Source organism: Paeniglutamicibacter sp. NPDC012692 (assembly GCF_042901625.1).
Classification (GTDB): Bacteria; Actinomycetota; Actinomycetes; order Actinomycetales; family Micrococcaceae; genus Paeniglutamicibacter.
The window spans coordinates 428403-451063 of sequence record NZ_JBIBDE010000001.1 but is presented as its reverse complement, the minus strand read 5'-3'; the positions used below and the strand labels follow the sequence as shown (position 1 = coordinate 451063).

20 protein-coding genes are annotated in these 22661 nt (G+C 64.6%); 4 read left to right on the top strand and 16 right to left on the bottom strand.

Annotation, left to right across the window (positions count from 1 at the left end; all coding sequences use genetic code 11):
- Positions 1–51 precede the first annotated feature (51 nt).
- Positions 52–2115, bottom strand: a complete 2064-nt coding sequence (locus tag ACFY5D_RS01945; protein WP_387524260.1) for a S9 family peptidase — start codon at positions 2113–2115, stop codon at positions 52–54.
- 40 nt (positions 2116–2155) lie between these two features.
- Here ACFY5D_RS01945 and ACFY5D_RS01940 point away from each other — a divergent pair, with 40 nt between their 5' ends.
- The 4 genes from ACFY5D_RS01940 (at position 2156) to ACFY5D_RS01925 (ending at position 5183) form a co-directional block, all read left to right on the top strand.
- The gene (locus ACFY5D_RS01940; RefSeq protein ID WP_387524257.1) at positions 2156–3019 is read left to right on the top strand and encodes a methyltransferase domain-containing protein; all 864 of its coding nucleotides are present in this window, start codon (positions 2156–2158) and stop codon (positions 3017–3019) included.
- A gap of 153 nt (positions 3020–3172) precedes the next feature.
- Complete coding sequence (locus ACFY5D_RS01935; RefSeq protein ID WP_387524254.1) at positions 3173–3640, top strand: NfeD family protein; 468 nt, start codon at positions 3173–3175, stop codon at positions 3638–3640.
- Positions 3641–3709: 69 nt separating this feature from the next.
- Positions 3710–4642, top strand: a complete 933-nt coding sequence (locus ACFY5D_RS01930) for an SPFH domain-containing protein (RefSeq protein WP_387524251.1) — start codon at positions 3710–3712, stop codon at positions 4640–4642.
- Between the two features lie 181 nt (positions 4643–4823).
- Positions 4824–5183, top strand: a complete 360-nt coding sequence (locus ACFY5D_RS01925; protein WP_209996925.1) for an RNA polymerase-binding protein RbpA — start codon at positions 4824–4826, stop codon at positions 5181–5183.
- 82 nt (positions 5184–5265) lie between these two features.
- Here ACFY5D_RS01925 and ACFY5D_RS01920 read toward each other — a convergent pair whose 3' ends face one another.
- The 15 genes from ACFY5D_RS01920 to arc form a co-directional block, all read right to left on the bottom strand.
- On the bottom strand, positions 5266–5994 hold the full coding sequence (locus ACFY5D_RS01920; RefSeq protein ID WP_387524248.1) for a polyprenol monophosphomannose synthase: 729 nt from the start codon (positions 5992–5994) through the stop codon (positions 5266–5268).
- 456 nt (positions 5995–6450) lie between these two features.
- Entirely contained in the window at positions 6451–8067 is a 1617-nt protein-coding gene (locus ACFY5D_RS01915) for an amidohydrolase (RefSeq protein WP_387524246.1), read from the bottom strand.
- Positions 8068–8140: 73 nt separating this feature from the next.
- Positions 8141–10945: a DEAD/DEAH box helicase gene (locus ACFY5D_RS01910; protein ID WP_387524244.1), complete on the bottom strand. Its 2805-nt coding sequence runs from the start codon at positions 10943–10945 to the stop codon at positions 8141–8143.
- 63 nt (positions 10946–11008) lie between these two features.
- On the bottom strand, positions 11009–11788 hold the full coding sequence (tatC, locus tag ACFY5D_RS01905; protein WP_387524241.1) for a twin-arginine translocase subunit TatC: 780 nt from the start codon (positions 11786–11788) through the stop codon (positions 11009–11011).
- A gap of 63 nt (positions 11789–11851) precedes the next feature.
- A complete protein-coding gene (tatA, locus tag ACFY5D_RS01900; RefSeq protein ID WP_209996920.1) occupies positions 11852–12079 on the bottom strand; it encodes a Sec-independent protein translocase subunit TatA in 228 nt (75 codons plus the stop codon).
- Between the two features lie 34 nt (positions 12080–12113).
- Positions 12114–12473, bottom strand: a complete 360-nt coding sequence (locus ACFY5D_RS01895) for a hypothetical protein (protein ID WP_387524238.1) — start codon at positions 12471–12473, stop codon at positions 12114–12116.
- Positions 12474–12475: 2 nt separating this feature from the next.
- Positions 12476–14431 (bottom strand): helix-turn-helix transcriptional regulator, encoded by a 1956-nt coding sequence (locus tag ACFY5D_RS01890; RefSeq protein ID WP_387524236.1) that lies wholly within the window; start codon positions 14429–14431, stop codon positions 12476–12478.
- Between the two features lie 125 nt (positions 14432–14556).
- On the bottom strand, positions 14557–14952 hold the full coding sequence (locus ACFY5D_RS01885; protein WP_387524233.1) for an FKBP-type peptidyl-prolyl cis-trans isomerase: 396 nt from the start codon (positions 14950–14952) through the stop codon (positions 14557–14559).
- Positions 14953–14990: 38 nt separating this feature from the next.
- Complete coding sequence (locus ACFY5D_RS01880) at positions 14991–15974, bottom strand: FKBP-type peptidyl-prolyl cis-trans isomerase (RefSeq protein ID WP_387524230.1); 984 nt, start codon at positions 15972–15974, stop codon at positions 14991–14993.
- A 114-nt stretch (positions 15975–16088) separates the two neighbouring features.
- Positions 16089–17450, bottom strand: a complete 1362-nt coding sequence (gene pafA, locus ACFY5D_RS01875) for a Pup--protein ligase (protein WP_387524227.1) — start codon at positions 17448–17450, stop codon at positions 16089–16091.
- Between the two features lie 7 nt (positions 17451–17457).
- Positions 17458–18168, bottom strand: a complete 711-nt coding sequence (gene prcA, locus ACFY5D_RS01870) for a proteasome subunit alpha (RefSeq protein WP_387524225.1) — start codon at positions 18166–18168, stop codon at positions 17458–17460.
- On the bottom strand, positions 18169–18945 hold the full coding sequence (gene prcB, locus ACFY5D_RS01865; RefSeq protein ID WP_387524222.1) for a proteasome subunit beta: 777 nt from the start codon (positions 18943–18945) through the stop codon (positions 18169–18171).
- The gene (locus tag ACFY5D_RS01860) at positions 18942–19127 is read right to left on the bottom strand and encodes a ubiquitin-like protein Pup (RefSeq protein ID WP_387524219.1); all 186 of its coding nucleotides are present in this window, start codon (positions 19125–19127) and stop codon (positions 18942–18944) included. Before ACFY5D_RS01860 ends, prcB begins: the two co-directional genes overlap by 4 nt.
- A 129-nt stretch (positions 19128–19256) precedes the next feature.
- Positions 19257–20837, bottom strand: a complete 1581-nt coding sequence (dop, locus tag ACFY5D_RS01855) for a depupylase/deamidase Dop (protein ID WP_387527534.1) — start codon at positions 20835–20837, stop codon at positions 19257–19259.
- A gap of 14 nt (positions 20838–20851) precedes the next feature.
- Positions 20852–22588 carry a proteasome ATPase gene (gene arc, locus ACFY5D_RS01850; protein WP_387524216.1) on the bottom strand — a complete coding sequence of 579 codons (1737 nt, stop codon included), beginning with the start codon at positions 22586–22588 and terminating at the stop codon, positions 20852–20854.
- Positions 22589–22661 lie beyond the last annotated feature (73 nt).

The window sequence follows — 22661 nt, the reverse complement described above, 5'->3', positions numbered from 1 at the left end:
CTTCGGGCGATTGCTCAATGGCCGAATACAAATTGTCATCAACGAATGGTTTTAGCTCCGGGGCTCCGCGACCTGTCCCGCCGCATCGACCGCAATAGGTCCCTCCACCGGCAAATAGCGGTTGAACCACTCGAGGATTGCTTCAAAGCGCTGCCGTCGGTGCCACGGGGATCCTCCACGGCTCAGCCCGTGGCTTTCGCCCGGAAAGAGCACGAACTCGGTCGGCACGCCGCGCTGCTTGAGACCAACGTAATAGCGTTGGGCCTGCTCGAGCGGGCATCGGTAGTCGCCTTCCGAATGCATGACCATCGTCGGAGTGCGCACCCGGTCGAGCCTTGCCATGGGAGATTGGCCGGCCACGTGCGCAGGGTCGGACCCCGTGTAGGCATCGGCAAAGAACCATCCGATGTCGGAAGTGCCGACAAACGACGCCGGGTCAAGGAAACCGCGCTCCACCAACGCCGCGGCGAAGCGGTGCTCGTGGGCGATCGTCCAGGCGGTCAGGTACCCGCCATAGGAACCACCCAGGACACCCGCCCTGTCGGCGTCCAGTTCGGGGTTGGCATCGCACGCGCCGTCCAGGAAGGCGATCACGTCGAGCAGGTCGACTGTTCCCATGGCGTGCCGGATCGCCAGCCCGTGGTCGCGCCCGTAGCTGGAGCTGCCTCGCGGGTTGCACTGCAGCACCGCGTACCCTGCGGCCGCGTAGACCTGCGCTTCGTCGAAATAGCCGGGTCCGTACTGGGAAAACGGACCGCCGTGGATGTTCAACAGCACCGGGTGCGGGCCGGGACCGGCGGGCAGGTGGATCCAGCCGTGGACCGGGTATCCGTCGGGTGCGGCGAAGGTCGCCTCCCGCGGAAGGCTGATGCCCGCTTGTTGCCGCAGGGGCTCCGCGAAATCGGTCAGCCGGCGCAGTCCGCCGGCTTCCAGCGCGGAGCACTCCCCCGGCGAATCCTCGGAAACGTGGGACACCACGACCGTCCCGCCGCTGGCGGCGGCTCCGTGGATGATTCTCGGCCCCGAGCTGAGCACGTCCACCGCGCCGTCGGCGGCGATCCGGTGCAGTTCACCGGTGCCGCGCACGCGGGCGCAGGCCAGCACCGAGTTGCCGCCGAAGGGCACCAGTGACTCGGACTCCGTGTAGTCGGCCTGTTGGGCTTCGTCCGGGGCAAGGGCGCTTGCGGCGGGCAGGGCCGTGGCCGGCACGGATACCACCACCGTGTGCTTGGCCAGGAAGTCCGTGCCGGATTTCCCCACATGCTGGGCCAGGGCAAAGAGCGTGGATCCGTCCGGGCTCCAGCACGCCGAGCGGTAGGCCCATTCCCCGACCGGGTCGCCCAGCACCAGCTCGGGTTCGGCCGGTTCAGGCGCACCGGACGGAACCCTGTGGATCATCGAGCGCAGATCCGAATCGTGGTCTTCGTGCAGCGCCGAGGTGAAGTAGACCCATTGGCCGTCGGGGCCGTAGGCGGGTTCGTTGATGTCCTGGGTTGCCACGGCAAGCTTGCGCACGACCGGCAGGCCCGTGGGCAGCGGGGTCACCCCGTGGGCAGCCCGGCCCCTTGGCTTGATGAACGGTTCGGTATCCGGACCGGGCACGTCCAGGCTGAACAGACCCTGGATCTTGTCAGTCCCGAATCCCACGCCATCGCCGCGGTAGTTGAAGGTGGAGATGCGCCGTGGCGCCTCGTCGCCTGCCCCGACGCCCTCGATCGACCCGTAGCGCCCTGGTTCGGCGGTGCGTGAGGTGAAGGCAATGGCCAGAGAGTCGGGAGACCAAGTGAAACCGCTGACTCCCATCGGACGGTCGGTGAGCACCCGTGGTTCGCCGCCGCCGGCCTCAACCACCGCCAGTTGGGCCTTGCCCTTGGCGTCGGGGCGCAGGAAGGCGATGCTCAATCCGTCCGGCGCGTACCGGGGCTGGCGGTCCGACTCCCCTCGGGTGAGGCGCCTCGGCAGCACGGAGCCATCCACGCGGATTTCCCACAGCTGGCCGACGTAGGTGTTGCTGGCGAAACTCGGCCGCGATGCCGCAACCACGGCGCGGGTGGAATCGGGGCTGAGGCTTGGCGCCGATACAGTAGTGAGTAGTTCTAGTTGCACTGGTTTCACCGCGCTAGCCTACCCAAAGCCCCCAACCCGAAGGAAGCAAGTGGCGCAGCCGACAAACCTGGATCTGGGACTTCTCTGTCCCGTCTGCCGACTCGAGCTGCGATTGCGCACCCGCCCGGGCCGACCGGCCCAGCTTTCCTGTGCTGACCTGCACGCCTTCGATGCGGCCAAGCAGGGGTACTTCAACCTGCTGACAGGGAAGGGAACCGCCTTCCGCGAGGACGGCTCCGCCATGGTTGCTGCCAGGGCCGCCTTCCTTGAGGCGGGCCACTACGGGCCGTTGGCGGAGGCCCTCACCGAGTCCGTTGCCGCCGCGGTCGAGGGAAATTCCGGCCCCCGGATCCTGGATGCCGGCGCCGGAACCGGCTACTACCTCGGCCAGGTACTTCACGGACTGCCGGAATCGGCCACGGCCATCGCCGTGGACATTTCCAAGTTCGCCATGCGCAGGGCCGCGAAGCTTCCGGGCACCCTTGCGTTGGTCTGGGACCTGTGGCGCGAGCTGCCGATGGGTGACGCCTCCTTTGACGCGCTGATCAACGTCTTCTCCCCGCACAACGGGCAGGAGTTCGCACGGGTGCTTCGCCCGGGCGGCCTGGCCTTGGTTGTCACTCCCCTGCCCGATCACCTGGCGGACGGCGCGCAGCTGCTGGGCCTGCTGGGGATCGCGGGCGACAAGGCGGCGGGAGTTGTCGCATCCATGGGCGAATCCTTCGTCCTGGAGAAGACCCGGGAAATCCGCGTGCCGCTGGAGCTCTCCCCCGATCAGGCCTTCGACCTGGCGATGATGGGTCCGGCCGGCCACCACCTGGATCCCGCGGTGCTCCGCGAACGCATCGAGGCGCATCCCGGGGCCATCGAACTTGCGGCCGCCTTCAGGGTCCAGGAATTCAGGCGCCGCTGATTTCCCGCCGCCGATCCGCGGCGGGAAGCCGGAATGATGAGGCGCGGGCGCCCGAACATACTCCCTTGTGCTGATTCGATTTGGGTACCCCGTCGGGCAAAATGGAAGCACGAGTTGGTGTGGATCCAACGCATCACGCCTTGAGGGGAAAAAATGATTGAGTGGGCAGTTTCAAATGCCTGGGTGGTTTGGCTAGCGCTATTCCTGTTGCTGGCCATCATCGAGATGATCTCCCTTGATCTGTACTTCATCATGCTGGGCGTTGGGGCGCTCGGCGGTGTAGCCGTCGCATTGGTCGGCGGGGAGACATGGTTACAGGTCGTCGTCTTCTGCATCACGTCACTGGCCATGATCATCCTGGTCAGGCCGATCGCACTGAGACACCTGCGCAAGGACCCGGAAGCGCTGCGCACCAATGTCGATCGCCTGATCGGCGAGGACGCGCTGGTGCTGGAACCGACGAACCGGATGAACGGTCGCGCAAAAATCGGCGGGGAGACCTGGTCCGTCCGCACGGATGACGAGGTTGCACTGCAGCCGGGAACCTATGGTTCGGTGGTGCGCATCGAGGGAGCCACCGCCTACATCACCCGCCGTACCCACATGACCGGGCTGGACTAGTCCTTGCTCCACCCGCACCTTTAGGTTTATTGGCGCCCTGTCCGGGTGCCCCAACGAAAGAGAGAAGAGATGCAAACATCGGGTCTGGGCTTAACGGTCGTCCTGGTTGTACTGGCAGTCTTCGTGATCATCGTGCTCTTGCGCGCAGTGCGGATCATTCCGCAGGCACGGGCCGGGATCGTGGAGAGATTGGGCAAATACCACCGCACCCTTCTACCGGGATTGACCCTACTGATTCCGTTCGTGGATCGCCTGCTCCCGATCTTGGACCTGCGCGAACAGGTCGTCAGCTTCCCGCCGCAGCCGGTGATCACCGAGGACAACCTGGTTGTCTCGATCGACACCGTCGTGTATTTCCAGATCACCGAGCCCCGCGCGGCGACGTACGAGATCGCGAACTACATCCAGGCCGTTGAGCAGCTGACCACTACCACTCTCCGTAACGTCGTTGGCGGATTGAACCTGGAAGAGGCCCTGACCAGCCGCGACCAGATCAACGGCCAGCTCCGCGGGGTGCTGGACGAAGCCACCGGCAAGTGGGGCATCCGTGTCTCCCGTGTCGAGCTCAAGGCCATCGACCCGCCCCTGTCGATCCAGGACTCGATGGAGAAGCAGATGCGTGCCGAGCGTGACCGCCGCGCAGCCATCCTGACCGCCGAAGGCACCAAGCAGTCGGCGATCCTGACCGCCGAGGGCCAGCGCCAGGCCTCGATCCTGAAGGCCGAAGGCGACGCCAAGGCCGCAATCCTGCGGGCGGACGGCGAGGCTCAGGCCATCCAGAAGGTCTTCGACGCGATCCACGCGGGCAAGCCGGACCAGAAGTTGCTTGCCTACCAGTACCTGCAGACGCTGCCCAAGCTCGCCGAGGGTACGTCCAACAAGCTGTGGATCATCCCCAGCGAGGTGGGCGAGGCGTTGAAGGGAATCGGCGGCGCACTGGGCAACTTCGGCGCCCCGAGCGGGGACGAGAAGCCGCCGGCCGGCGGCAGCACCCTGATGTAATCGATGCCAATACTGGCCGGGTTTTCGGGCGGGCGACCTCATAAACGAGGTTGCCCGCCCGAAGCCTTGTCGGGGCCGTATAATAGAAACTTCGAGACTTGCGCCCCGCGGGAATTTTATGCTGAACCGGGACGTTGAAATCGGTAGCCGAACCCGTTTGTAATCGCAGTAGGGAGACAACATGAGCGATCGCAGCCTGCGTGGAATGCGCCTTGGCGCACAGAGCATGGAAACTGAGGCTGGCGTCGAGCCAGCAGCGCGCCAGCGCGTTGAATACCGTTGCGAGGACGGCGAACAGGTGTTTGTGATCTTTGCCGCCGAGGCAGAGATCCCGCAGACCTGGACCTCCAAGACCGGCAAGGAAGCAACGCTGGTCAATGGTGAGAAGCAGGAAGAGGAGTCGACCGAGAAGCCGGTTCGTACTCACTGGGACATGCTCCTCGAGCGTCGCACCCCGGAAGAACTTGAAACGATCCTCCAGGATCGCTTGGACAAGTTGCGTGCCACCCGTGGCGCAGCCCAGGCAGCAGCCAAGTCCTAAGCAACATCAGCATTAAAGCCTGCGGGGCCCGGTGGATTTCCACCGGGCCCCGCAGGCTTTAATGCGTGTGTCTGGCCAGCGACTACTTCTTGCCGGTCAGCTTCTTCCAGCGTGCGCCAAGTCCCCACTTGGTCACGTTCAGCATCGCCTCGACAACGATGTTGCCGCTCATCTTCGAGACGCCGAGTTCGCGCTCGACGAAGGTGATGGGAACCTCTACTATGTTCTTGCCCAGCTGTGCCACGCGGAAGGTCATGTCGACCTGGAAACCGTAGCCGACGGACTCGACAGCGCTGAAATCGAGCGCCTCGAGGGTTTCGCGGCGGAATGCGCGGTAACCTGCGGTGATGTCGCGAAGGTTGACGCCCAGCATCATGCGCGAGTAGAAGCTGCCCACGCGGGAAATCGCCTTGCGGTGCAGCGGCCAGTTCACGACGGAACCGCCCTTGACCCAGCGCGAGCCGATGACGAGGTCGGCGCCCTTGGGGATTTCGGCCAGCAGCAACGGCAGCTGCTCGGGCTTGTGGGAACCGTCGGCGTCCATTTCAACGAGCACGTCGTAGCCGGCGTCGAGGGCCCAGCGGAAGCCCGCAAGGTATGCGGCCCCGAGTCCTTCCTTGCCGGTGCGGTGCATGACGTGGATGGCGCTGTCTTCGCTGGCCATCTTGTCGGCGAGGTCGCCGGTGCCGTCCGGGCTGTTGTCATCGACGATCAATACATCCGAGTCAGGGACTGCGGCACGTAGGCGACCCACGGTGATCGGCAACGATTCGAGCTCGTTGTAGGTCGGAATGATCGTGACTACGCGCACGCGAAAGTCCCTTTCTGCTGAAGAGGTGATCCTCATGGAGACGGGAGCGAATCGCTTCACCGTGATTGTTCCGAACAGGATTAAGTGTCTGGACCATGAATGTCAGGATCTTAATGAGGTCAAGGCACAATTATACGCGTGCTTTCTGGACCCGGGACGAACGGCTCGTGTGATGCCGAAGACCCCCGGCGGGAGATCCGCCGCTGGATACAGATTTGCCCCCGGAGCTTCGGTCCATTCCTCGACGGCGTACGCCAAGGTGTTATCTAGTGCTCCGGGGGCCAACCCGTCAACGCGCGCCGGAAAACCAGCAAGTCCGACCTTAAAACCGGACAATGATTACAGCCTACCGCCACCGGCCGAGCTGTCAACCGTTTTAGGTCCGGAATCTTGCAGAGATTGTCAGGTCAGGAGCCATTTATGGACAAATTCGATGCCCCGGCCGATGTGGGGCAGCTATACGCCCATTGTGTCGAAGAGGATGCGTCCGGCACGGACCGTGCGCAGGCACGTGGGCATCTCGTCTTCCAGCACCGGCAGCATCGGCGTTCCGGCCCGGGCGTCGGTGCTCCAGGAGGAAACACGGACGTCCGGGGTCTGGACGGTGAGTTCGGAGGCGTTCCAGATCGCAAACGTCGCCTCGGCTCCCGTCACCAGCTGGCCCGCCAACGGGTTCGACTCCCCCAGTGCACGGAACCCGGAGCGCGTGTGCGCCATGAACGCGGCCTTGGCGGAAATCCGCGCCTGGGCATCGTTGAGTTCCAGGCAGGCTTTGATGGTTACCCAGGGGCTGGTCGGGGTCACGGGGGCATCGGATCCCACCGTCACCGGCACTCCGGCGGCGAGGAATTTGCCGATCGCGTTCATTCCGGTCGCGCGCCCGGTTCCCAGGCGCTGTTCGTAGAGTTCACCCGGTCCACCCCACAGGGCATCAAATTGCGGTTGCACCGAAGCGGTCAGTGAGAAGTTGAGCATCTTGGCACGCGCCTGCTCATCAACCATTTCGACGTGCTCCAGGCGGTGCCGGCCGGCCTGGACAGCTGCAAGGCCGACGGTTTCCGCGGCCTTGGCAAATCCTTCCAGGGCCGCATCCAGCCCGGCGTCACCGATCACGTGGAACGATGCCTGGATCCCGGCAAGCGAACAGGCGCCCACGTGCGCACTGATCTGGTCGACGGAAAGGTAGCAGGTACCGCGGTTGCCCGGGGCATCCTGGTAATCGGAACGCAGCAGGGCGGTACGTGAACCGATGGAACCGTCGATGTTCAAGTCGCCGCCGAGACCGACCACGGCCGGGGAACCAAAGGAAGCCAGCAGTTCGCGGGCCTCGGATTCCTCGGACACGGCCTGCGCCCAATAGGCGTAGAGCTTGGGGCTGAGGGCTGTTTCTTCTTCGCCTCGGGCCAACAGGGCCTGCAGGTCGCTGCGTCCGGAGATGTGCTCCGCCGCCATCTCCACAACGGTGCCGTGGCCGGTAGCTGCCAAATGCGCCAGCGCCCGCTCCCGATGGGCGGCGTTCAGCGATTCGTCATAGGCGAAAACGGACGTGCGAACCTGGGCGTGGAGGCTGCCACGAACCAAGGCGCCCGTGAACTCGGAACCCGCCACGAGCCCGAGGCGTTGCGCCAACTGCGGGCTGACCAGTGCCGAGTGGACGTCGACCCGGGACAGGTAGACTTCTCGGCCGGGGGCCGCACGCTCCAACTCTTCAAGCGTCGGAAAGGATGAATCGCCAAATTTGGTTTCGTCCCAGCCGAACCCCTGGATGATTCCGGGCGCCGCGCTTGCGGCGGACGACACCAAATCGAGGATGTCCGAGCCGTTCGTCGCACCGCCCAGATCCAGGCCCGCCAGGTTGGCCCCGAGTGCACCGAGGTGCACATGGGAATCGACGAAGGCCGGGGCGACAAGTGCGCCCTGCAGGTCGATCTCGTTCATCCGTGCATCCAGCAATGCTCCGGCGGCCGATTCGGAACCGATCCAGGCAACTGTGCCGTTTTCCACGAGCATCGCCGTCGCAAAGGGGTCCGCGGGCGAGTAAATGGATCCGTTACGATACAAATCAAGTGACATTATTTACCTTTACTTTGAGAACCGCGCACGGGAAACCAGGGCGCTGAAAGCCGAAACGGCAAGACTCGGTCGGTTAGTCGACGACATTCGAATAGGCCACGACGCCGCGCCGGATCCGGTCGACCGCGCGATTGCAGGAACGGGCAAGGCCGCTGTTCAGGTCGGGGATCTTGGCCAGTTGGTCCAGCACGTCAATAACCTGCTTGGCCCACCGCACGAAGTCCCCGGCCGCAAGGTCGGTGCCGCGCAGGCACTCGCGGAGGTCGGAGCCCTTGGTCCACTTGTACATGGGCCAGATGAGTCCGGAATCCGGGGCCACTGTTTCCGGAAGTCGAGCAATCACTTCCGCATCGCTGAGTCGGGACCACAAGTTGACCGAGGCTTCCCAGGCCAGCTGCACCTTGGCGCTCGGCATTCGCGGCTCGTCGGAGTTGTCCTCGCGGCGCGCCTGGAAGACCAAGGCGGAAATGAATCCGGCCAGCTCTTCCGCGTTCATCTCATTCAGGACCCCCGATTCCATGACCAGGGAGGTCAGGAGGTCACGTTCGCCGTAGATGCGCCGCAGGCGCTGGCCGGCCTCGGTGATTTGGGCCTGGTCCTTGTCGTTGGAGGCAGGAATCATGTACTCGAACTGCTCGAGCACCGACGCCACACGGTCGAACGTCTTCGCGATGGTATTGGTGCGCCCGCTGATCTGTGAGCGCAACTTGTTGGTGTCCTTCAGCAGCTTCGTGTAGCGCTCGCCCCACCGTGCGTGGTCTTCGCGCTCGGAGCAGCCGTGGCACGGGTGCGCCTTCAGGGCACGACGCAACTCTGCAATCTTCTCCTCTTGCTCCTGGCTCCCGGAGAAATTGAAGCCGGCGGCGCCGCGGCGCGGAGGCCGGGAGTCGGCGATCGCGTTGTGCAGGGAAGCCGCAAGGTCCTTGCGTTCCTTGGGGCTCCGGCCCGTGAAACCCTTGGGGATGCGGATCTGCGAGATGATCTCGACCGGACCGTCCAGGTCTTGCACGTCGATGCGCCGGATCTGCTTTTCCTCCGTGAGCACCGTGGGGCGCGGATTGTTCCAGGCCGTGTCCAGCTCAACGACCACACAGCGTCCGAGCCTTCGCGGGCCGTGGACCTCGATGACGTCGCCAAGCATCAACGACTCTAGCGACTCACTGGCCGCGGAGCGCCGCTGGCGGGAGATCGTTTTCGACGCTTCCTTTTCGGCCTCGGACAGCGCGTTGCGCAGTGCCGCGTATTCGCCGAAGTCGCCGAGGTGGCAGGTCATGGCCTTCTTGTAGCCTTCGAGAGATTCCTCGCGCGAGCGAACCTGGCGGGCCAGGCCGACCACCGAGCGGTCGGCCTGGAACTGCGCGAAGGACGTCTCCAGGATGCCGCGGGCACGTTCGCGTCCGAACTGCGAAGTCAGGTTCAACGACATGTTGTACGTCGGGCGGAAGCTGGAGTTCAGGGGGTAGGTGCGCTTGGACGCCAGACCGGCGACGGCGGCAGGATCGGTGTCCGCCTGCCAGAGCACGACCGCGTGGCCTTCCACGTCGATGCCGCGGCGCCCGGCTCGACCCGTCAGCTGCGTGTATTCGCCGGCGGTGATCGAGACGTGGGATTCGCCGTTGAACTTTTCGAGTTTCTCCATGACGACGGATCGGGCCGGCATATTGACGCCCAGCGCCAGGGTTTCGGTGGCGAAAACGGCCTTGACCAGGCCGCGGGCGAACAGGTCCTCGACGACTTCCTTGAAGATTGGAAGCAGGCCCGCGTGGTGGGCAGCGAATCCGCGCATGAGGCCCTCGCGCCAGGGCCAGAAACCGAGGATCTCGAGGTCGTCGGCCGGCAGCTTGTACGCAACCAGGTCGATCGCCTGCTCGATCTCGGTCGCCTCGGCCGGGGTGGTGAGGGCAAGACCGGAGCGCACGCATTGCGCAACCGCGGCATCGCAGCCGTTGCGCGAGAAAATAAAGACCAGGGAGGGCAGCAGTCCGGCCCGATCAAGGGCCATGATCATGTCCGGCCGGGAGACCTTGGTGCTGATCTGCTCCCGCTGGCGGCTGCCGTTTCCGTTGCCACCGCGACGTCCGCCGCGCTGGAAGGCCCGCGAACGAGAGGAAGAGAATCCACGCTGCGCAAGCTTGCTCAGCTCGGGGTTCACCGCGGCGGAGCGTTCGGGGGTTTCGGCAACCTGGTCGAAAGCAACGTCCTCGGCGAAGAGGTCCATGAGCTTGCCGCCGACCATCACGTGCTGGTACAGCGGGATCGGGCGGTGCTCGGAGACGATGATCCGGGTATCCCCGCGCACCGTGTCCAGCCAGCCGCCGAATTCCTCGGCGTTCGAGACCGTGGCGGAAAGCGAAATCACCTGCACGTCCTCGCGCAGGTGGATGATCACTTCCTCCCACACCGCGCCGCGGAACTTGTCGGCGAGGTAGTGGACCTCGTCCATGACCACGTATCCCAGGCCCTGGAGGGTGTCGGAATCCGCGTACAGCATGTTGCGCAGGACTTCGGTGGTCATCACGACCACGTCGGCTTCGCCGTTGATCGTCATGTCGCCGGTCAGAAGGCCGACCCGTTCCGGGCCGTACGTGGCGACAAGGTCGCTGTACTTTTGGTTGCTGAGCGCCTTGATGGGGGTCGTGTAGAACGCCTTTCGACCGGATCGAAGGGCCTCAAAGATCGCGAACTCCCCCACCACGGTCTTGCCTGCACCGGTGGGCGCGGCAACAAGAACGCCGCTGCCCGAGGCGACAGCTCGGCAGGCATCTTCCTGGAATGGGTCTAGGTCAAAGCCAAGTGTGGCCCGGAATTCCGGGAGGCCGGTGTCGGCCTCCTTTGCCCGTTCCTTGGCTGCGGCGTAACGCTCGGCCGGCGTGTTCACGCTGCGACCCCTTTCAAGATGGTTGTAAGTGGTCCCGCGCTGGTGAGCTGTATTGGGCACGGCTTATGGAAGATCCGGCACCTCGGGAAGAGTCGAACCTTGTCCGGCATTCGCCGCGTTCTCAGCTTCCAACGCAGCGAGCTTCTTGTTGCGCTTGCGGTCGTTCAGATGGCAGATGAATGTTGCGGCTGCGAAGGTGAGGAAGAGCGGACCGGCCAGCGCGAACATGGTGATCGCGTCGCCGCCGGGCGCCGCCATTGCGGCCACCAACGCGATGAGGAACACAGTGATGCGCCAGTGCTTCATGATCGTCTTGGCTTTCAGCACGCCAACCATGTTCAGCCCGACCATCAGCACGGGAACCAACATTGCCAGGCCGAAGGCGATCAGCAACCGGAAGACAAACGGAAGGTAGTTATCCGAAGAGATCAATGATGACGTATTTGCCGGCGCCAACGAGATTAGGAACTTGAGGGCATGCGGCAGGACCCAGTAGGCCATCGCGACGCCCATGACAAACAGCGGGGCTGCAGCCGCGGCGAATGCAAGGGCCGTATTTCGTTCCTGTTTCTTCAAACCGGGCACGATGAAGGCCCACAGCTGGTAGATCCAGACAGGAGCGGAGAAGACCAGGCCCAAGAGCAGCGATGTCTTGAGCATGAGGTCGAACGGGGACATCACCGAAGTGAAGTTGACTTCTCCCCCGTACTCGCGCACCGGAGCCACGAGAAGACTGAGGACATCGTTGTACAGGAAGAACCCGCCGACGGTACCCAACACCAACGCAATAAGTGAAATGAAGAGGCGGTTGCGCGCCTCAACGAGGTGGGCCTTGAGGGCCATGCGGCCCTCAGGATTATCCTTCCGCCCCTTTTTCTGGGCAGTTTCCTTGTCGCTCACGAAATATTAAGCGTTGTTCTCACGACGGTCGGGATCAACGATCTTGCCCTCAACGGTTTCATCCGCTGCAGAGGGGTTCTTGTCATCGTCCTTCATCTGGCGAACTTCGGACTTGAAGATACGCAGCGACTGTCCCACGGAACGAGCCAGGCCCGGAAGCTTCGGGGCACCGAAGAGCAACAAAGCCAAAACAATGATGATGACCAGGTGCCATCCTTGCAGTCCACCGAACATGGGGAACCTACCTTTCAATTGGTTTAATTCTACGTCAGAACAGATCCAGATCGGCCACGCGTTGCGCTTGTCCGCGCAGAGCTTTACGCTCCACGCGACGCACGCGCCGAACTTCCACGCGACGGGCCTTTCCGGCTTCCAATGATGCGCGTGCATCCTCGGGGTCTTGGAAGAGCGCAGCCACACCACTCGGTCCTCGATCGGGGAAAACCCCGTAGTCAATGGGTCCGGCAGGTGTCTCCATTGCCGTTCCTATCCGGTCGGCGGCTTCGCCCACTTCATCCATGAGTTTCATGAATCCGCGGAACAGCCTGATGCCGGAAAGAACGAGAAAAAGAAGCATTCCAAGAATAAGGACTATCCAAAGCAATACCCAAAACCACCACGGCAACATGTTCAAGCCACCTCGGTGATCGACAGTGCGTGCTGCAGCCAGGATTCGACTTCTTCACGCACGTTATCCGGGGCAAGCACCCTCAGGTCGCCGCCGTGGTAGGCGATCATGCCCGGAAGGACGGCCGTGGAGGACATCCGGATTTCGGCGATCAATTCATCGCCGACCCTGGCCCATTGCTCCGGCGCGTATTCGTCGGCCACCAGGGCCAGTCGCTTGCCGAAGCCAAGGACCACCTGCACGTCGTCACTGCCCGGGGTGAAAAAGATGTCCTCGGTGTCCTCGTGTTTGCGCGGATCCACCTCGAATCCCGAACCTGTTGTCGTGGCCGCCTGGATTCGGTCGACGCGGAAGCTGCGGATCTGTTCATTGCGCTGGCTCCAGGCGCGCAGGTATTGCCGGCCCGCGTGTTCCACCAAGCGGATGGGTTCCACGAGCCTCTCGCTGACGGCGTCGCTGGATGCGCTGTAGTACTTCAGGTTCACGACCTGGTTGTCGCGGATCGCATGCAGCAATACGGCGTAGTTCTCGTTCTCCTCGGTGGAGCGCAACGCGATCGACAGCACCGATTCGAGCCCCTCGAATCCGACGGCAGCCTGTTGCAACTTGGCGAAGGCGCCCTGGATCGAGGCCGAGTGCTCGAAATCTGGCAGCTGGCGCAGCGAAGCGAGCCCCGAGAGCATCGCCGCTGCCTCTTGAAGGCCCAGGCGGATCGGTGCGTTGAGGGCTTCGGCGTTGTTGATGCTGATCGCGCCGGTTTCCCACTCCACGTCGATCAGCTCGTCCGGCAGGCCGTTGGGAACGCCGCACATCATGATGGTCTGCAGGTGCTCCAGCAGTTGCTTCTCGCTCAGCCCGAAATGCTTGGCCGTCTGGGCCACCGTCGGCGACCCCAGTTTGGCGACGTAGGAGATGATGTCGAGGTTGCGGGCCACCGCATCGGTGGATGGGGGCCGGCCAAGGTTGCGCCGCTTGCTGAGTTTGAAGGCGGGCACGGAATCGCGCTGCTTGGCCAACGCATCGCCGAGCTTTCGCTGCACGGCGTCAACCAGCGGGGCCGGCTCAATGACCTTGGCGTTCGGGCCGAGCTTTGCGATGTCGGCCGCGAGGGTCACCAGGTCGTGGAATTGGACAATGACTTCGTCGTATTCCTCGCCCGGGATGATGTTGGTCGCCCGCGACCGCAGGGACCAGCCGGTGTCCTTGACGAGGGAGACCCGCGCCGCGTCCCCGGCAATGAACGGATCGAGCCGGTCCAGGGCTTCGGCAATCTTGAATCCTGCCGGCCGCGATGAATGGGTCTTGCCGGTCGTCACGTCGCTGAGGATCCGTGAAAGTCGGAACATCCGGGTGTCTTGGCGGTTGTGGTCGAAGCCCACCAGGTACCAGTTGCCGAAGCGCGAGCCTATCCCCCAGGCGTCCACGGTTCGCTTGCTGTTGTGCCCTTGGGCATCAAGGTACTCGAAGTCGAGAATCTGTTGCGACCATACGGCATTCAGGCACGCGCCAAAGGAGGGCCCCGAGGCGTGCAGGCGCGGGACGTATTCGGTGAATTGCGCTTCCTCGCCGGCGTCGCGGTTTCCCACGGCAAGTCGCCCGGTGGCGCGGGCGGCAAAGGATTCAAGCTCGGTGTCTTTCCAGAGCTGTGCGGCCAACCCGAGAACCGCGGATTCCTCGGTGGTGAAGCGAACTTCCGGAAGTCGGTAGCTTTCGGGCGGGATGAGGTAGCGTTCCTCGCCTCCATCGCCCAGGGTCTTCAAGGGAATGCCCATGTCCCTGAGGTCTTTCTTGTCCCTGTCGAACTTCCGGTCGAATGCGGCCTCGGAGAGCCCCTTGTAGTCATCGACGATCTTGCGCAGCTCACGCTTGGAATAGCCGTGGGGCGTATTGATCAGGGCGTAGGTGAGACTGACGAGCTTCTCGGCCCTGGAAGGGCCGCCGGAGTTAATTTGAGCCACGCTCGCAAGATTACCCCGTGGCCGTCACCGCGTGCCAATGCAACGCCGGTTAAACGGACTTTGGCCGTGTTTTCCCTGATGAACAGGAGAAACACGGCCAAAGGGCGGCTCGGAAGCGGGGGTGCCTAGCGTACGGCTACGAGGTCCACGACGAAGATCAGTGCCTCGTTCGGGCCGATGGCTCCACCGGCGCCACGGGAACCGTAGGCAAGCTCCGAAGGGATTTCGAGGCGGCGGCGGCCGCCGACCTTCATGCCGATCAGGCCCTGGTCCCAGCCCTGGATGACCTGGCCGACGCCGGCGCGGAAGTCCAGCGGGGTGCCGCGGTTCCAGGAAGCATCGAATTCTTCGCCGGTCGACCAGGCAACGCCCACGTAGTGGGTCGAAACGGTCGAGCCGGGAACAACCTCGGCGCCGTCGCCAACGACGATGTCCACGATCTTCAGCTCGGTCGGGGCATCGGTACCCGGGAATTCAATTTCCGGCTTGGTGCGGTCGTATTCACGCTGTCCAAATGACATGCTTGAATCCTTTCGATTGATTGCTTGTAGCGTCCTAGCTACTTTACTTCCTTGAGTTCAACGAAGAACACCAGGGTGCCGGCCGGGCGTCCCTGGGAGGCGGCGTCCGGGCCGTAGGCCATGTCGGTCGGAATGGTCAGCATGACCTGGGTTCCGGCCTTCAGGCCGGTCAGGCCCTGGGTCCAGCCCTTGATGACCTGCGACAGGTTGAAATCGGAGGCTGCGCCACGGTCGTAGCTGGAATCGAACTGCTTGCCGTCTTCCCAGCGCACGCCGGTGTAGTTGGCGGAAACATCGGAGGTTGCGGTGGCGACCTTGCCGGTGCCTTCCTTGACGACGTCAACGACCAGGCCCGCAGGTTCGGTCTTGTCCTTCGGGATGGTGATGGCCGGCTTGCCGTCCTTCATCTCGAACGTCGGCAGGGCGCCGGAGTCCTTGAGCTTCTTGACCTCGTCCGGGCCGAGCTTCTCGGAAGCCGGGGGGATGTTTTCGGCAGACATGACCTTGAGGACCACCAGGGTCTTGGCCGCTGCGGGCGATGCCGAAGGCGACGCCGACTCGCTTGGGGTCGCGGCTGCCTCGGCTGCCGGCTCGACGAACGCGATCCAGGATCCGACCTTTGCGGCCAGGAAGGTGTCATAGAGCGCAGGCATCTGCGTCTTCATCTCGGCGGTGGTCGGCAAGGTCAAGGGAGCCTGGCCGAAACCGGAGCCGATCAGGCTGCCGTCCTCCGCGTTGTACGCAACCGACTTGAACTTGACGTTCTGGTTTTCCTTGATCGTCTCGCCCTTGCCCTCGACAACGACCTTGGCGGCGGTCTCGGTGGCTACCAGCGGGTGGTCAAAGGTGACGGTCGGATCCGAGGAGTCGTCCTTCCCGGGCGTGACCTTGAGGGACTCGAACGGGGCGGTATCACCGCTGGAGGCCGGGGCGGTCGAACCACAGGCGGAAAGCAGCAGCAATGATGCCGCCGCGGCGAGTGCCATAACTTTGCGCACGAAATCAACTTTCAGTTGGGGCATGGAGACAAGGCAAACCCACACACGGTGGTGAGTAGATGTCAAAGTATTTGTTCAGCTTAATCGCTGATTCTGTGAAATTCCTTATCGAACGGTGTATTCGAGCCGCATGGCGGATCAGATGCTCTGGATCAGGGCCTCCACCCTCGGATCCTCGTTCAGGAAGGGGTCCTTGCACAGCACGGTTTGGCCGGGGTGGTCATTGAGCTTCAGGTGCACCCAGTCGACCGTGAAATCGCATTCGGCGTCCTTGGCCGCACGCACGAAGTCGCCGCGCAGCTTGGCCCTGGTGCTCTGCGGTGGGTTGTCCACGGCGTAGGCGATGTCCTTGGCGTCGACCACGCTGGCGGCCTGCCCCCGGTTGCGCAGCAGGTGGAAGAGCCCGCGCTTGGTGTCGATGTCGTGGTAGGTCAGGTCCAGCTGGGCCAGGCGGTGCGACTCGAGGCCCAGGTCGTGGCGCGCGGCGTAGGAGGAAATGAGCTTGTGCTTGATGGCCCAGTCGATTTCGGTGTCGATCGTCGAGAAGTCCCCCGACTCCACCGCGTCCAGGGTCCGCTCCCACAGGTCCAGGACCTGCGGGACCCTCTCGTGGTGCGCACCCTCCCGGGCGACGAAGTCTGTGGCCAGCGCCAGGAACTGACGTTGCAGTTCCAGCGCCGTCATTTCCCTGCCGTTGGCCAGCTTCACGACGGTCCGGCCGTTGAAGTCGTGGGAAATGTCGCGGATGCTGCGGATCGGGTTTTCCAGGCGCAGGTCCGTCATGATCTTGCCTGATTCGATGATCCGCAGCATGAGGTCGGTGGCGCCGAGTTTCACCAGCTGGGTGGTCTCGCTCATGTTCGAGTCGCCGACGATCACGTGCAGGCGCCGGTAGTACTCGGCGTCCGCGTGCGGCTCGTCGCGGGTGTTGATGATCGGGCGCGAACGCGTGGTGGCCGAGGAAACGCCTTCCCACACGTGGTCCGCGCGCTGCGAGAACGCGTACAGCGACTCGCCCTCGACGTTGACGATCTTTCCGGCGCCGGCGATCAGCTGGCGGGTGACAAGGAAGGGGATCAGGATTTCGGCCAGGCGTGCGAATTCGAGCCTGCGCGGAATCAGGAAGTTCTCGTGGCAGCCGTAGGAATTGCCGGCGGTGTCGGTGTTGTTCTTGAAGAGGTACAGCTTGCCGTTGAAGCCGTCGGCGGCCATGCGCCGTTCGGCGCTGGCGACCAGGTCGTTGAGGATGGACTCCCCAGCGCGGTCGTGGGCGATGAGCTGGGCCAGGTCGTCGCATTCGGCGGTGGCGTACTCGGGGTGCGAGCCGACGTCCAGGTAGAGCCGCGACCCGTTGGTCAGGAAGACGTTGGAGCTTCGGCCCCAGGCCACCACGCGGCGGAAAAGATAGCGGGCCGATTCCTCGGGGGTGAGGGGGCGCCCGGTCGGGTCCGAATAGTTGATTCCGTACTCGGTCTCTATGCCGAAAATCCTGCGGTCCATGAACCCGTTATTCTCCTGAACTCAAAATCGCTGCAATGGTCGGCTTGTCGAGCCGGTGGAAATGCCGGTGGGTGCCCCGTGAATTGAGGCGCTCGAGCACCGCGACCTCCAGGAGCCCCGCGCCGTCCGGACCCTCGCCGACGCCGGGGAGGACGGCGGCCGCGGCGCGGATCACGGCGGCGGCGCTCGACTCGGCCAGGACCTTCTCGCCCCAGATGGTGGCCCACGCCGTGCGAAGCGCCGGGGTGTCGCCGCCCATGATGATCAAGCCGGGCTGTTCGGCGATCGAACCGTCGAAGTTCAGGGAGAACAGCGTGTCCTCCTCCTGGGTCTCCCCCAGTTCGAGCACGGCGAGCTCGACCTCGAAGGGCTTGGCCTCGGCCGTGAACACCGCGCCGAGGGACTGCGCGTACACGCTGGCCAGGCCGCGGCCCGTGACGTCCTGGCGCGCGTAGGAGTAGCCGCGGGTGTCCGCGTAGCGCACGCCGGCCTGGCGGAGGGACTCGAACTCGTTGTACTTGCCCACCGCGGCGAAGGCGATCCTGTCGTAGATCTCGCCGATCTTGTGCAGCGAGCCGGAGGGGTTTTCCGCGATGAGCGCGATGCCCTCCGCGCAGGAGGCCACGATGACGGCACGCCCGCGGGCGATGCCCTTCCGGGCGAAATCCGCCCGGTCCTTCATCAGCTGTTCCGGGGAAACGTAATACTGCGCGCTCATCTAGGCCTCCATTCCCTGGCTGGTTCGTTCGTCGATGATTTGCTGGGCCATGGCCGCGAGCACCGGTTCGGCGACGCGCGTGGCGCCCTCCGCCGTGACAGTGTAGACGACCGGCCACAACTTGCGCACCGTGTCCGGGCCGCCGGTGGCCGAATCGTCGTCGGCCGCATCGTAGAGTGCTTCGACGGCCACGCGGATGGCGCGCATGGCGTCCATCGACGGCTGCCACAGCTTCTTCAGCGCCCCGCGGGCGAACACCGAGCCGGAACCGATGCTGTGGTGCTCGACCTCCTCGTAGAGGCCGCCGGTGATGTCGAAGGAGAAGAGCCTGCCCGTCTCCCGGGCCGTGTCGTAGCCGGCGAACAGCGGCACCACGCTCATGCCCTGCATGGCCATGGCGAGGTTGGAGCGGATCATCGAGGCGAGCCGGTTGGCCTTGCCCTCCAGGGACAGCAGCGTGCCCTCGATCTTCTCGTAGTGCTCGAGCTCGACTTGGAAGAGCTTGGCGATGTCGATGGCCAGGCCCGCGGCGCCGGCGATGCCGACCACCGAGAACCTGTCGGTCTCGAAGACCTTCTCGATGTGGCGGCTGGCGATCACGTTGCCCATGGTCGCGCGCCGGTCCCCGGCCATCACGATGCCCCCGGCGTAGGAGAGCGCCACGATGGTGGTCGCGTGCGGCACCCCGGCCGCGGGGGCGCTGGTGTGTGGAAGCAGGTCCGGACGGTCCCGGTTCAGGTACTCCAGAAAGGAAGGTCCGGGGCCGAGCTCAATCACTGCCCGCCCTTTTGCACGAAGCCGCGCACGAATTCCTCCGCGTTCTGCTCAAGCACCCCGTCGATCTCGTCGAGCAGGTCATCCACGCCGGCGTCCTGCGTGGTGGCCTTCACGGCCTCGGTTTCCTGCTCCTGCTCGGCGGTTTCCTCGGTGCGTCGTGCCGAAAAGCTTTCCTGCGTCATGGTCCTGCCCCTTTGTCGTCTATCCGGATGGAACGTGGCTGGCACGTGCCGTGGTCGGGGGCCGAACGCCGGTGGCGGCGGCCGGCCCGAAATTCACTTATGTGTCCATCTTGTCACTGCCGAGGCGCTTTAGCGCTTCAACGTTCCGATGAACTCGCTGATCGAAAGTTCCGCGTCAAACAGCCCGCCGACCAGCTTCTTGGTGCCGCGCAGCGGTTCCAGGGTGGAGATCCGTTCCAGCTTCCGGGCGCCGGGAACGCTGAAGGACACCGAGTCCCAGCTGGCCGCCACCACGTGCTCCGGGTACTGGCTGAGCACCCGGCCGCGGAAGTACGCCCGGGTGTCCTCCGGCGGGGTCGACGCGGCGGCGGCGATCTGCCCGGGGGTGTACAGGGTCTCCATCAGGCCGCGCTCGGCCAGCCGGTAGTACAGGCCCTTTTCCGGGCGGATGTCCGCCCACTGCAGGTCCATGAGCGCGATCTTCGCGTCGGTGAACTCCAGCCCGTGGCGGTCGGCATAGCCGCTCATCAGCTTGTACTTCGCCACCCAGTCCACGGTGCCGGCGGCGGCGAAGAGGTCGGTGCCCAGCGTGGTGAGGGTTTGCTCCCAGCGGCGCAGGATCTCGGTGGTGGCCTCGTCGTCGGCCCCGGTGCGCGCGCAGTGCTCGACGGCCGCGTCCAGATAGATGCGCTGGATCTCCAACGCGGTGAGCCGGCGCCCGTCGGACAGCTCCACCCGGGTCTTGAGGGTCGGGTCGTGGCTGATGGCCTGCAGCGCGGCGACGGGTTCGCGCAGCGCGGGTTCCGGGGCGGTGCCGGCCTCGATCATCGAGAGCACCAGGGCCGTGGTGCCGGTGCGCAGCAGCGTGGAGACCTGGCCGAGGTTCGCGTCCCCGATGATCACGTGCAGCCGCCGGTACTTGTCCCAGTGGGCGTGCGGCTCGTCGCGGGTGTTGATGATCGGGCGGCGGATGGTGGTTTCCAGGCCGACCTGCGCCTCGAAGAAGTCGGCTCGCTGGGAGACCTGGAAGCCGTCGTACTGGCCCAGCATGCCCCGGCCCACCCGGCCGGAGGCGCAGATGACCTGCCGGCTCACGAAGAACGGGATCAGGTGCGCGGCGATCGAGTCGAAGGGGACGCTGCGCGGCATGAGGTAGTTCTCGTGCGCTCCGTAGGACACCGACTTGTTGTCCGTGTTGTTCTTGTACAAGTGCACCGGAACGAACCCCGGCGTGGACTCGATGCGCCGGGCGGCGGTGAGCGCCACGTGGTCCCCGGCCTGGTCGTAGAGCACCACGTCGAACGGGTTGGTGGTTTCCGGGGAGGAGTACTCCGGGTGCGCGTGGTCGACGTAGAGCCGCGCCCCGTTGCCCAGCACCATGTTCATGAGGACCTCCTGGCCCTCGTCCGGCTCATCGTAGAGGGTCGACCCGATCATCGAGTCTCCCCCGGCCAGGGCCACCTGCTCAGCGTCCAGCTCCGGTTCCAGGTCGGTGAGCTGGGAGGGGTCGGCCTGGGAACGCGGCTGGGTGAAGCCGCGCGCGTCATTCAGCGGGGACTCGTCGGAGTAGTCCCAGCGGGTGCCGGCCAGATGCCCGTACCCGGCACGGACGGAGGCCGCGTAGGCGTTGATGACCTGGGCCGAGAGCAGGGTGGCGTTGGCGCCGGGCATCGACGGGGCCAGCACGCCGTACTCGGTCTCCAGGCCCATGACACGGTGGACGCTCACAGGTACTGTCCCGTCTCTTCGCCGGGCCCGGCGGCCAGGGTCTTTCCGCGCCCGTTCTTGTCCGCGACGATGGTGCGGATGAAGGTGATGCGTTCGCCCTTGCGCCCGGAGATCCGGGCCCAGTCGTCCGGGTTGGTGGTGTTGGGCATGTCTTCGTGCTCCTGGAACTCCTCCACCACGGCGGCCAGCAGGTACTCCATGCGCACGCCGCGTTCGCCGTTGGTCAGGAACGCCTTGATGGCGGACTTCTTGGCGCGGTCCACCACGTTGCGGATCACGGCGCCGGAGGAGAAGTCCTTGAAGTAGAGGATCTCGGTTTCCCCGTTGGCGTAGGTGACCTCAAGGAACTGGTTCTCGGCCCCGGTGGAGTACATCGAGTCGACGGTGGCCTGGATCATGGCGCGCACGCAGGCGGTGGCGTCGTTGCCGTGCTCGGCCAGGTCCGCAGGGTGCAGCGGCAGGTCGTCGGTGAGGTACTTGGCGAAGATCTCCGACGCGCCCTGGGCGTCCGGGCGGCGGATCTTGATCTTCACGTCCAGGCGCCCGGGGCGAAGGATGGCCGGGTCGATCATGTCCTCGCGGTTGGAGGCGCCGATGACGATGACGTTGTCCAGGCGCTCGACGCCGTCGATCTCCGCCAGCAGCTGCGGGACGATCGTGGTTTCCACGTCGGAGGACACGCCTGTGCCGCGGGTGCGGAAGAGCGAGTCCATCTCGTCGAAGAAGACGACGACGGGGCTGCCGCCGGCTGCCTTTTCGCGGGCGCGGGCGAAGATCAGCCGGATGTGGCGTTCGGTTTCGCCGACGTACTTGTCAAGCAGCTCCGGGCCCTTGATGTTCAGGAAGAAGCTGCGCGCGGTGCCGCCGTTGCCGTTGCGCTCGTTGGTGCGTTCGGCCAGCGAGTGCGCCACGGCCTTGGCGATGAGGGTCTTGCCGCAGCCCGGGGGGCCGTAGAGCAGGATGCCCTTGGGGGCGGTGAGCCCGTGCTCGCGGTAGAGGTCCGGGTGCAGGAAGGGCAGCTCGACGGCGTCGCGGATGGCCTCGATCTGGTCCGACAGCCCGCCGATGTCCGCGTAGGAGATGTCCGGCACCTCCTCCAGCACCAGGGACTGCATGTCCGAGAGGTGGATCTTTTCCATGCCGAGCCCGGTGCGCGAATCGAGCGAGAGCACGTCGCCGACCCTAACCTTGTCCAGGAGCAGCGGGTCCGCGAGGCGGATGACACGCTGGTCGTCGGCCCGTCCCATGGCCACGACGCGGTGGTCCTCCAGGACCTCCTTGACCGTGACCAGTTCCCCGGCCTGTTCGTAGCCGAGGCCCGCGACGACCACGAGGGATTCGTTGAGCAGGACTTCCTGGCCGACGTGCAGCTTGTCGAAGTCAAGCAGCGGGCTGATGGCCACGCGCAGCTTGCGCCCGCCCTGCAGGATGTCGACCGACTGCACGCCCGTGGCGGAGATCGCCACGCCGCCCACCGGGTGGCTGCGCGGGTGCTTTTCGACGATGGTGCCGTGGCTGAACGGGGTGTCGCCGTCCTTTTCCAGGCCGGCCTTGAGGTTGATGATTTCCTCGCGGGTGCGTTCCAGCATGGCGACCAGGCGCGAGTTGTTGGACCCGGCGGAGGCCAGTTGCCGGTCGAGTTGGCGGTTCTTGTCACGCAGCACGTTCAACTGCCGTTCGGCGGCCGTAACCTGGCCCTCTAACCGTGCGCGATCTGTATCTTCGCTCATCATCAACCCGTTTCGCATTATCCGAGGCACGCATCCCCCGATGGAGCCGGAAGATGCAACTACACACTCATACTAT

What these genes read in the sequence shown, in the direction of transcription:
- ACFY5D_RS01935 (WP_387524254.1), top strand. Translation starts at nt 3,173, where the DNA reads ATGATTGAGTGGGCAGTTTCAAATGCCTGGGTGGTTTGGCTAGCGCTA.
- ACFY5D_RS01925 (WP_209996925.1), top strand. Translation starts at nt 4,824, where the DNA reads ATGAGCGATCGCAGCCTGCGTGGAATGCGCCTTGGCGCACAGAGCATG.
- ACFY5D_RS01860 (WP_387524219.1), bottom strand. Translation starts at nt 19,127, where the DNA reads ATGACGCAGGAAAGCTTTTCGGCACGACGCACCGAGGAAACCGCCGAG.
- tatA (WP_209996920.1), bottom strand. Translation starts at nt 12,079, where the DNA reads ATGTTCGGTGGACTGCAAGGATGGCACCTGGTCATCATCATTGTTTTG.
- arc (WP_387524216.1), bottom strand. Translation starts at nt 22,588, where the DNA reads ATGATGAGCGAAGATACAGATCGCGCACGGTTAGAGGGCCAGGTTACG.
- tatC (WP_387524241.1), bottom strand. Translation starts at nt 11,788, where the DNA reads ATGGCCCTCAAGGCCCACCTCGTTGAGGCGCGCAACCGCCTCTTCATT.
- ACFY5D_RS01880 (WP_387524230.1), bottom strand. Translation starts at nt 15,974, where the DNA reads ATGCCCCAACTGAAAGTTGATTTCGTGCGCAAAGTTATGGCACTCGCC.
- prcA (WP_387524225.1), bottom strand. Translation starts at nt 18,168, where the DNA reads ATGAGCGCGCAGTATTACGTTTCCCCGGAACAGCTGATGAAGGACCGG.
- pafA (WP_387524227.1), bottom strand. Translation starts at nt 17,450, where the DNA reads ATGGACCGCAGGATTTTCGGCATAGAGACCGAGTACGGAATCAACTAT.
- dop (WP_387527534.1), bottom strand. Translation starts at nt 20,837, where the DNA reads ATGGGCCTGGAGACCGAGTACGGCGTGCTGGCCCCGTCGATGCCCGGC.
- ACFY5D_RS01915 (WP_387524246.1), bottom strand. Translation starts at nt 8,067, where the DNA reads ATGTCACTTGATTTGTATCGTAACGGATCCATTTACTCGCCCGCGGAC.
- ACFY5D_RS01885 (WP_387524233.1), bottom strand. Translation starts at nt 14,952, where the DNA reads ATGTCATTTGGACAGCGTGAATACGACCGCACCAAGCCGGAAATTGAA.
- ACFY5D_RS01930 (WP_387524251.1), top strand. Translation starts at nt 3,710, where the DNA reads ATGCAAACATCGGGTCTGGGCTTAACGGTCGTCCTGGTTGTACTGGCA.
- ACFY5D_RS01895 (WP_387524238.1), bottom strand. Translation starts at nt 12,473, where the DNA reads ATGTTGCCGTGGTGGTTTTGGGTATTGCTTTGGATAGTCCTTATTCTT.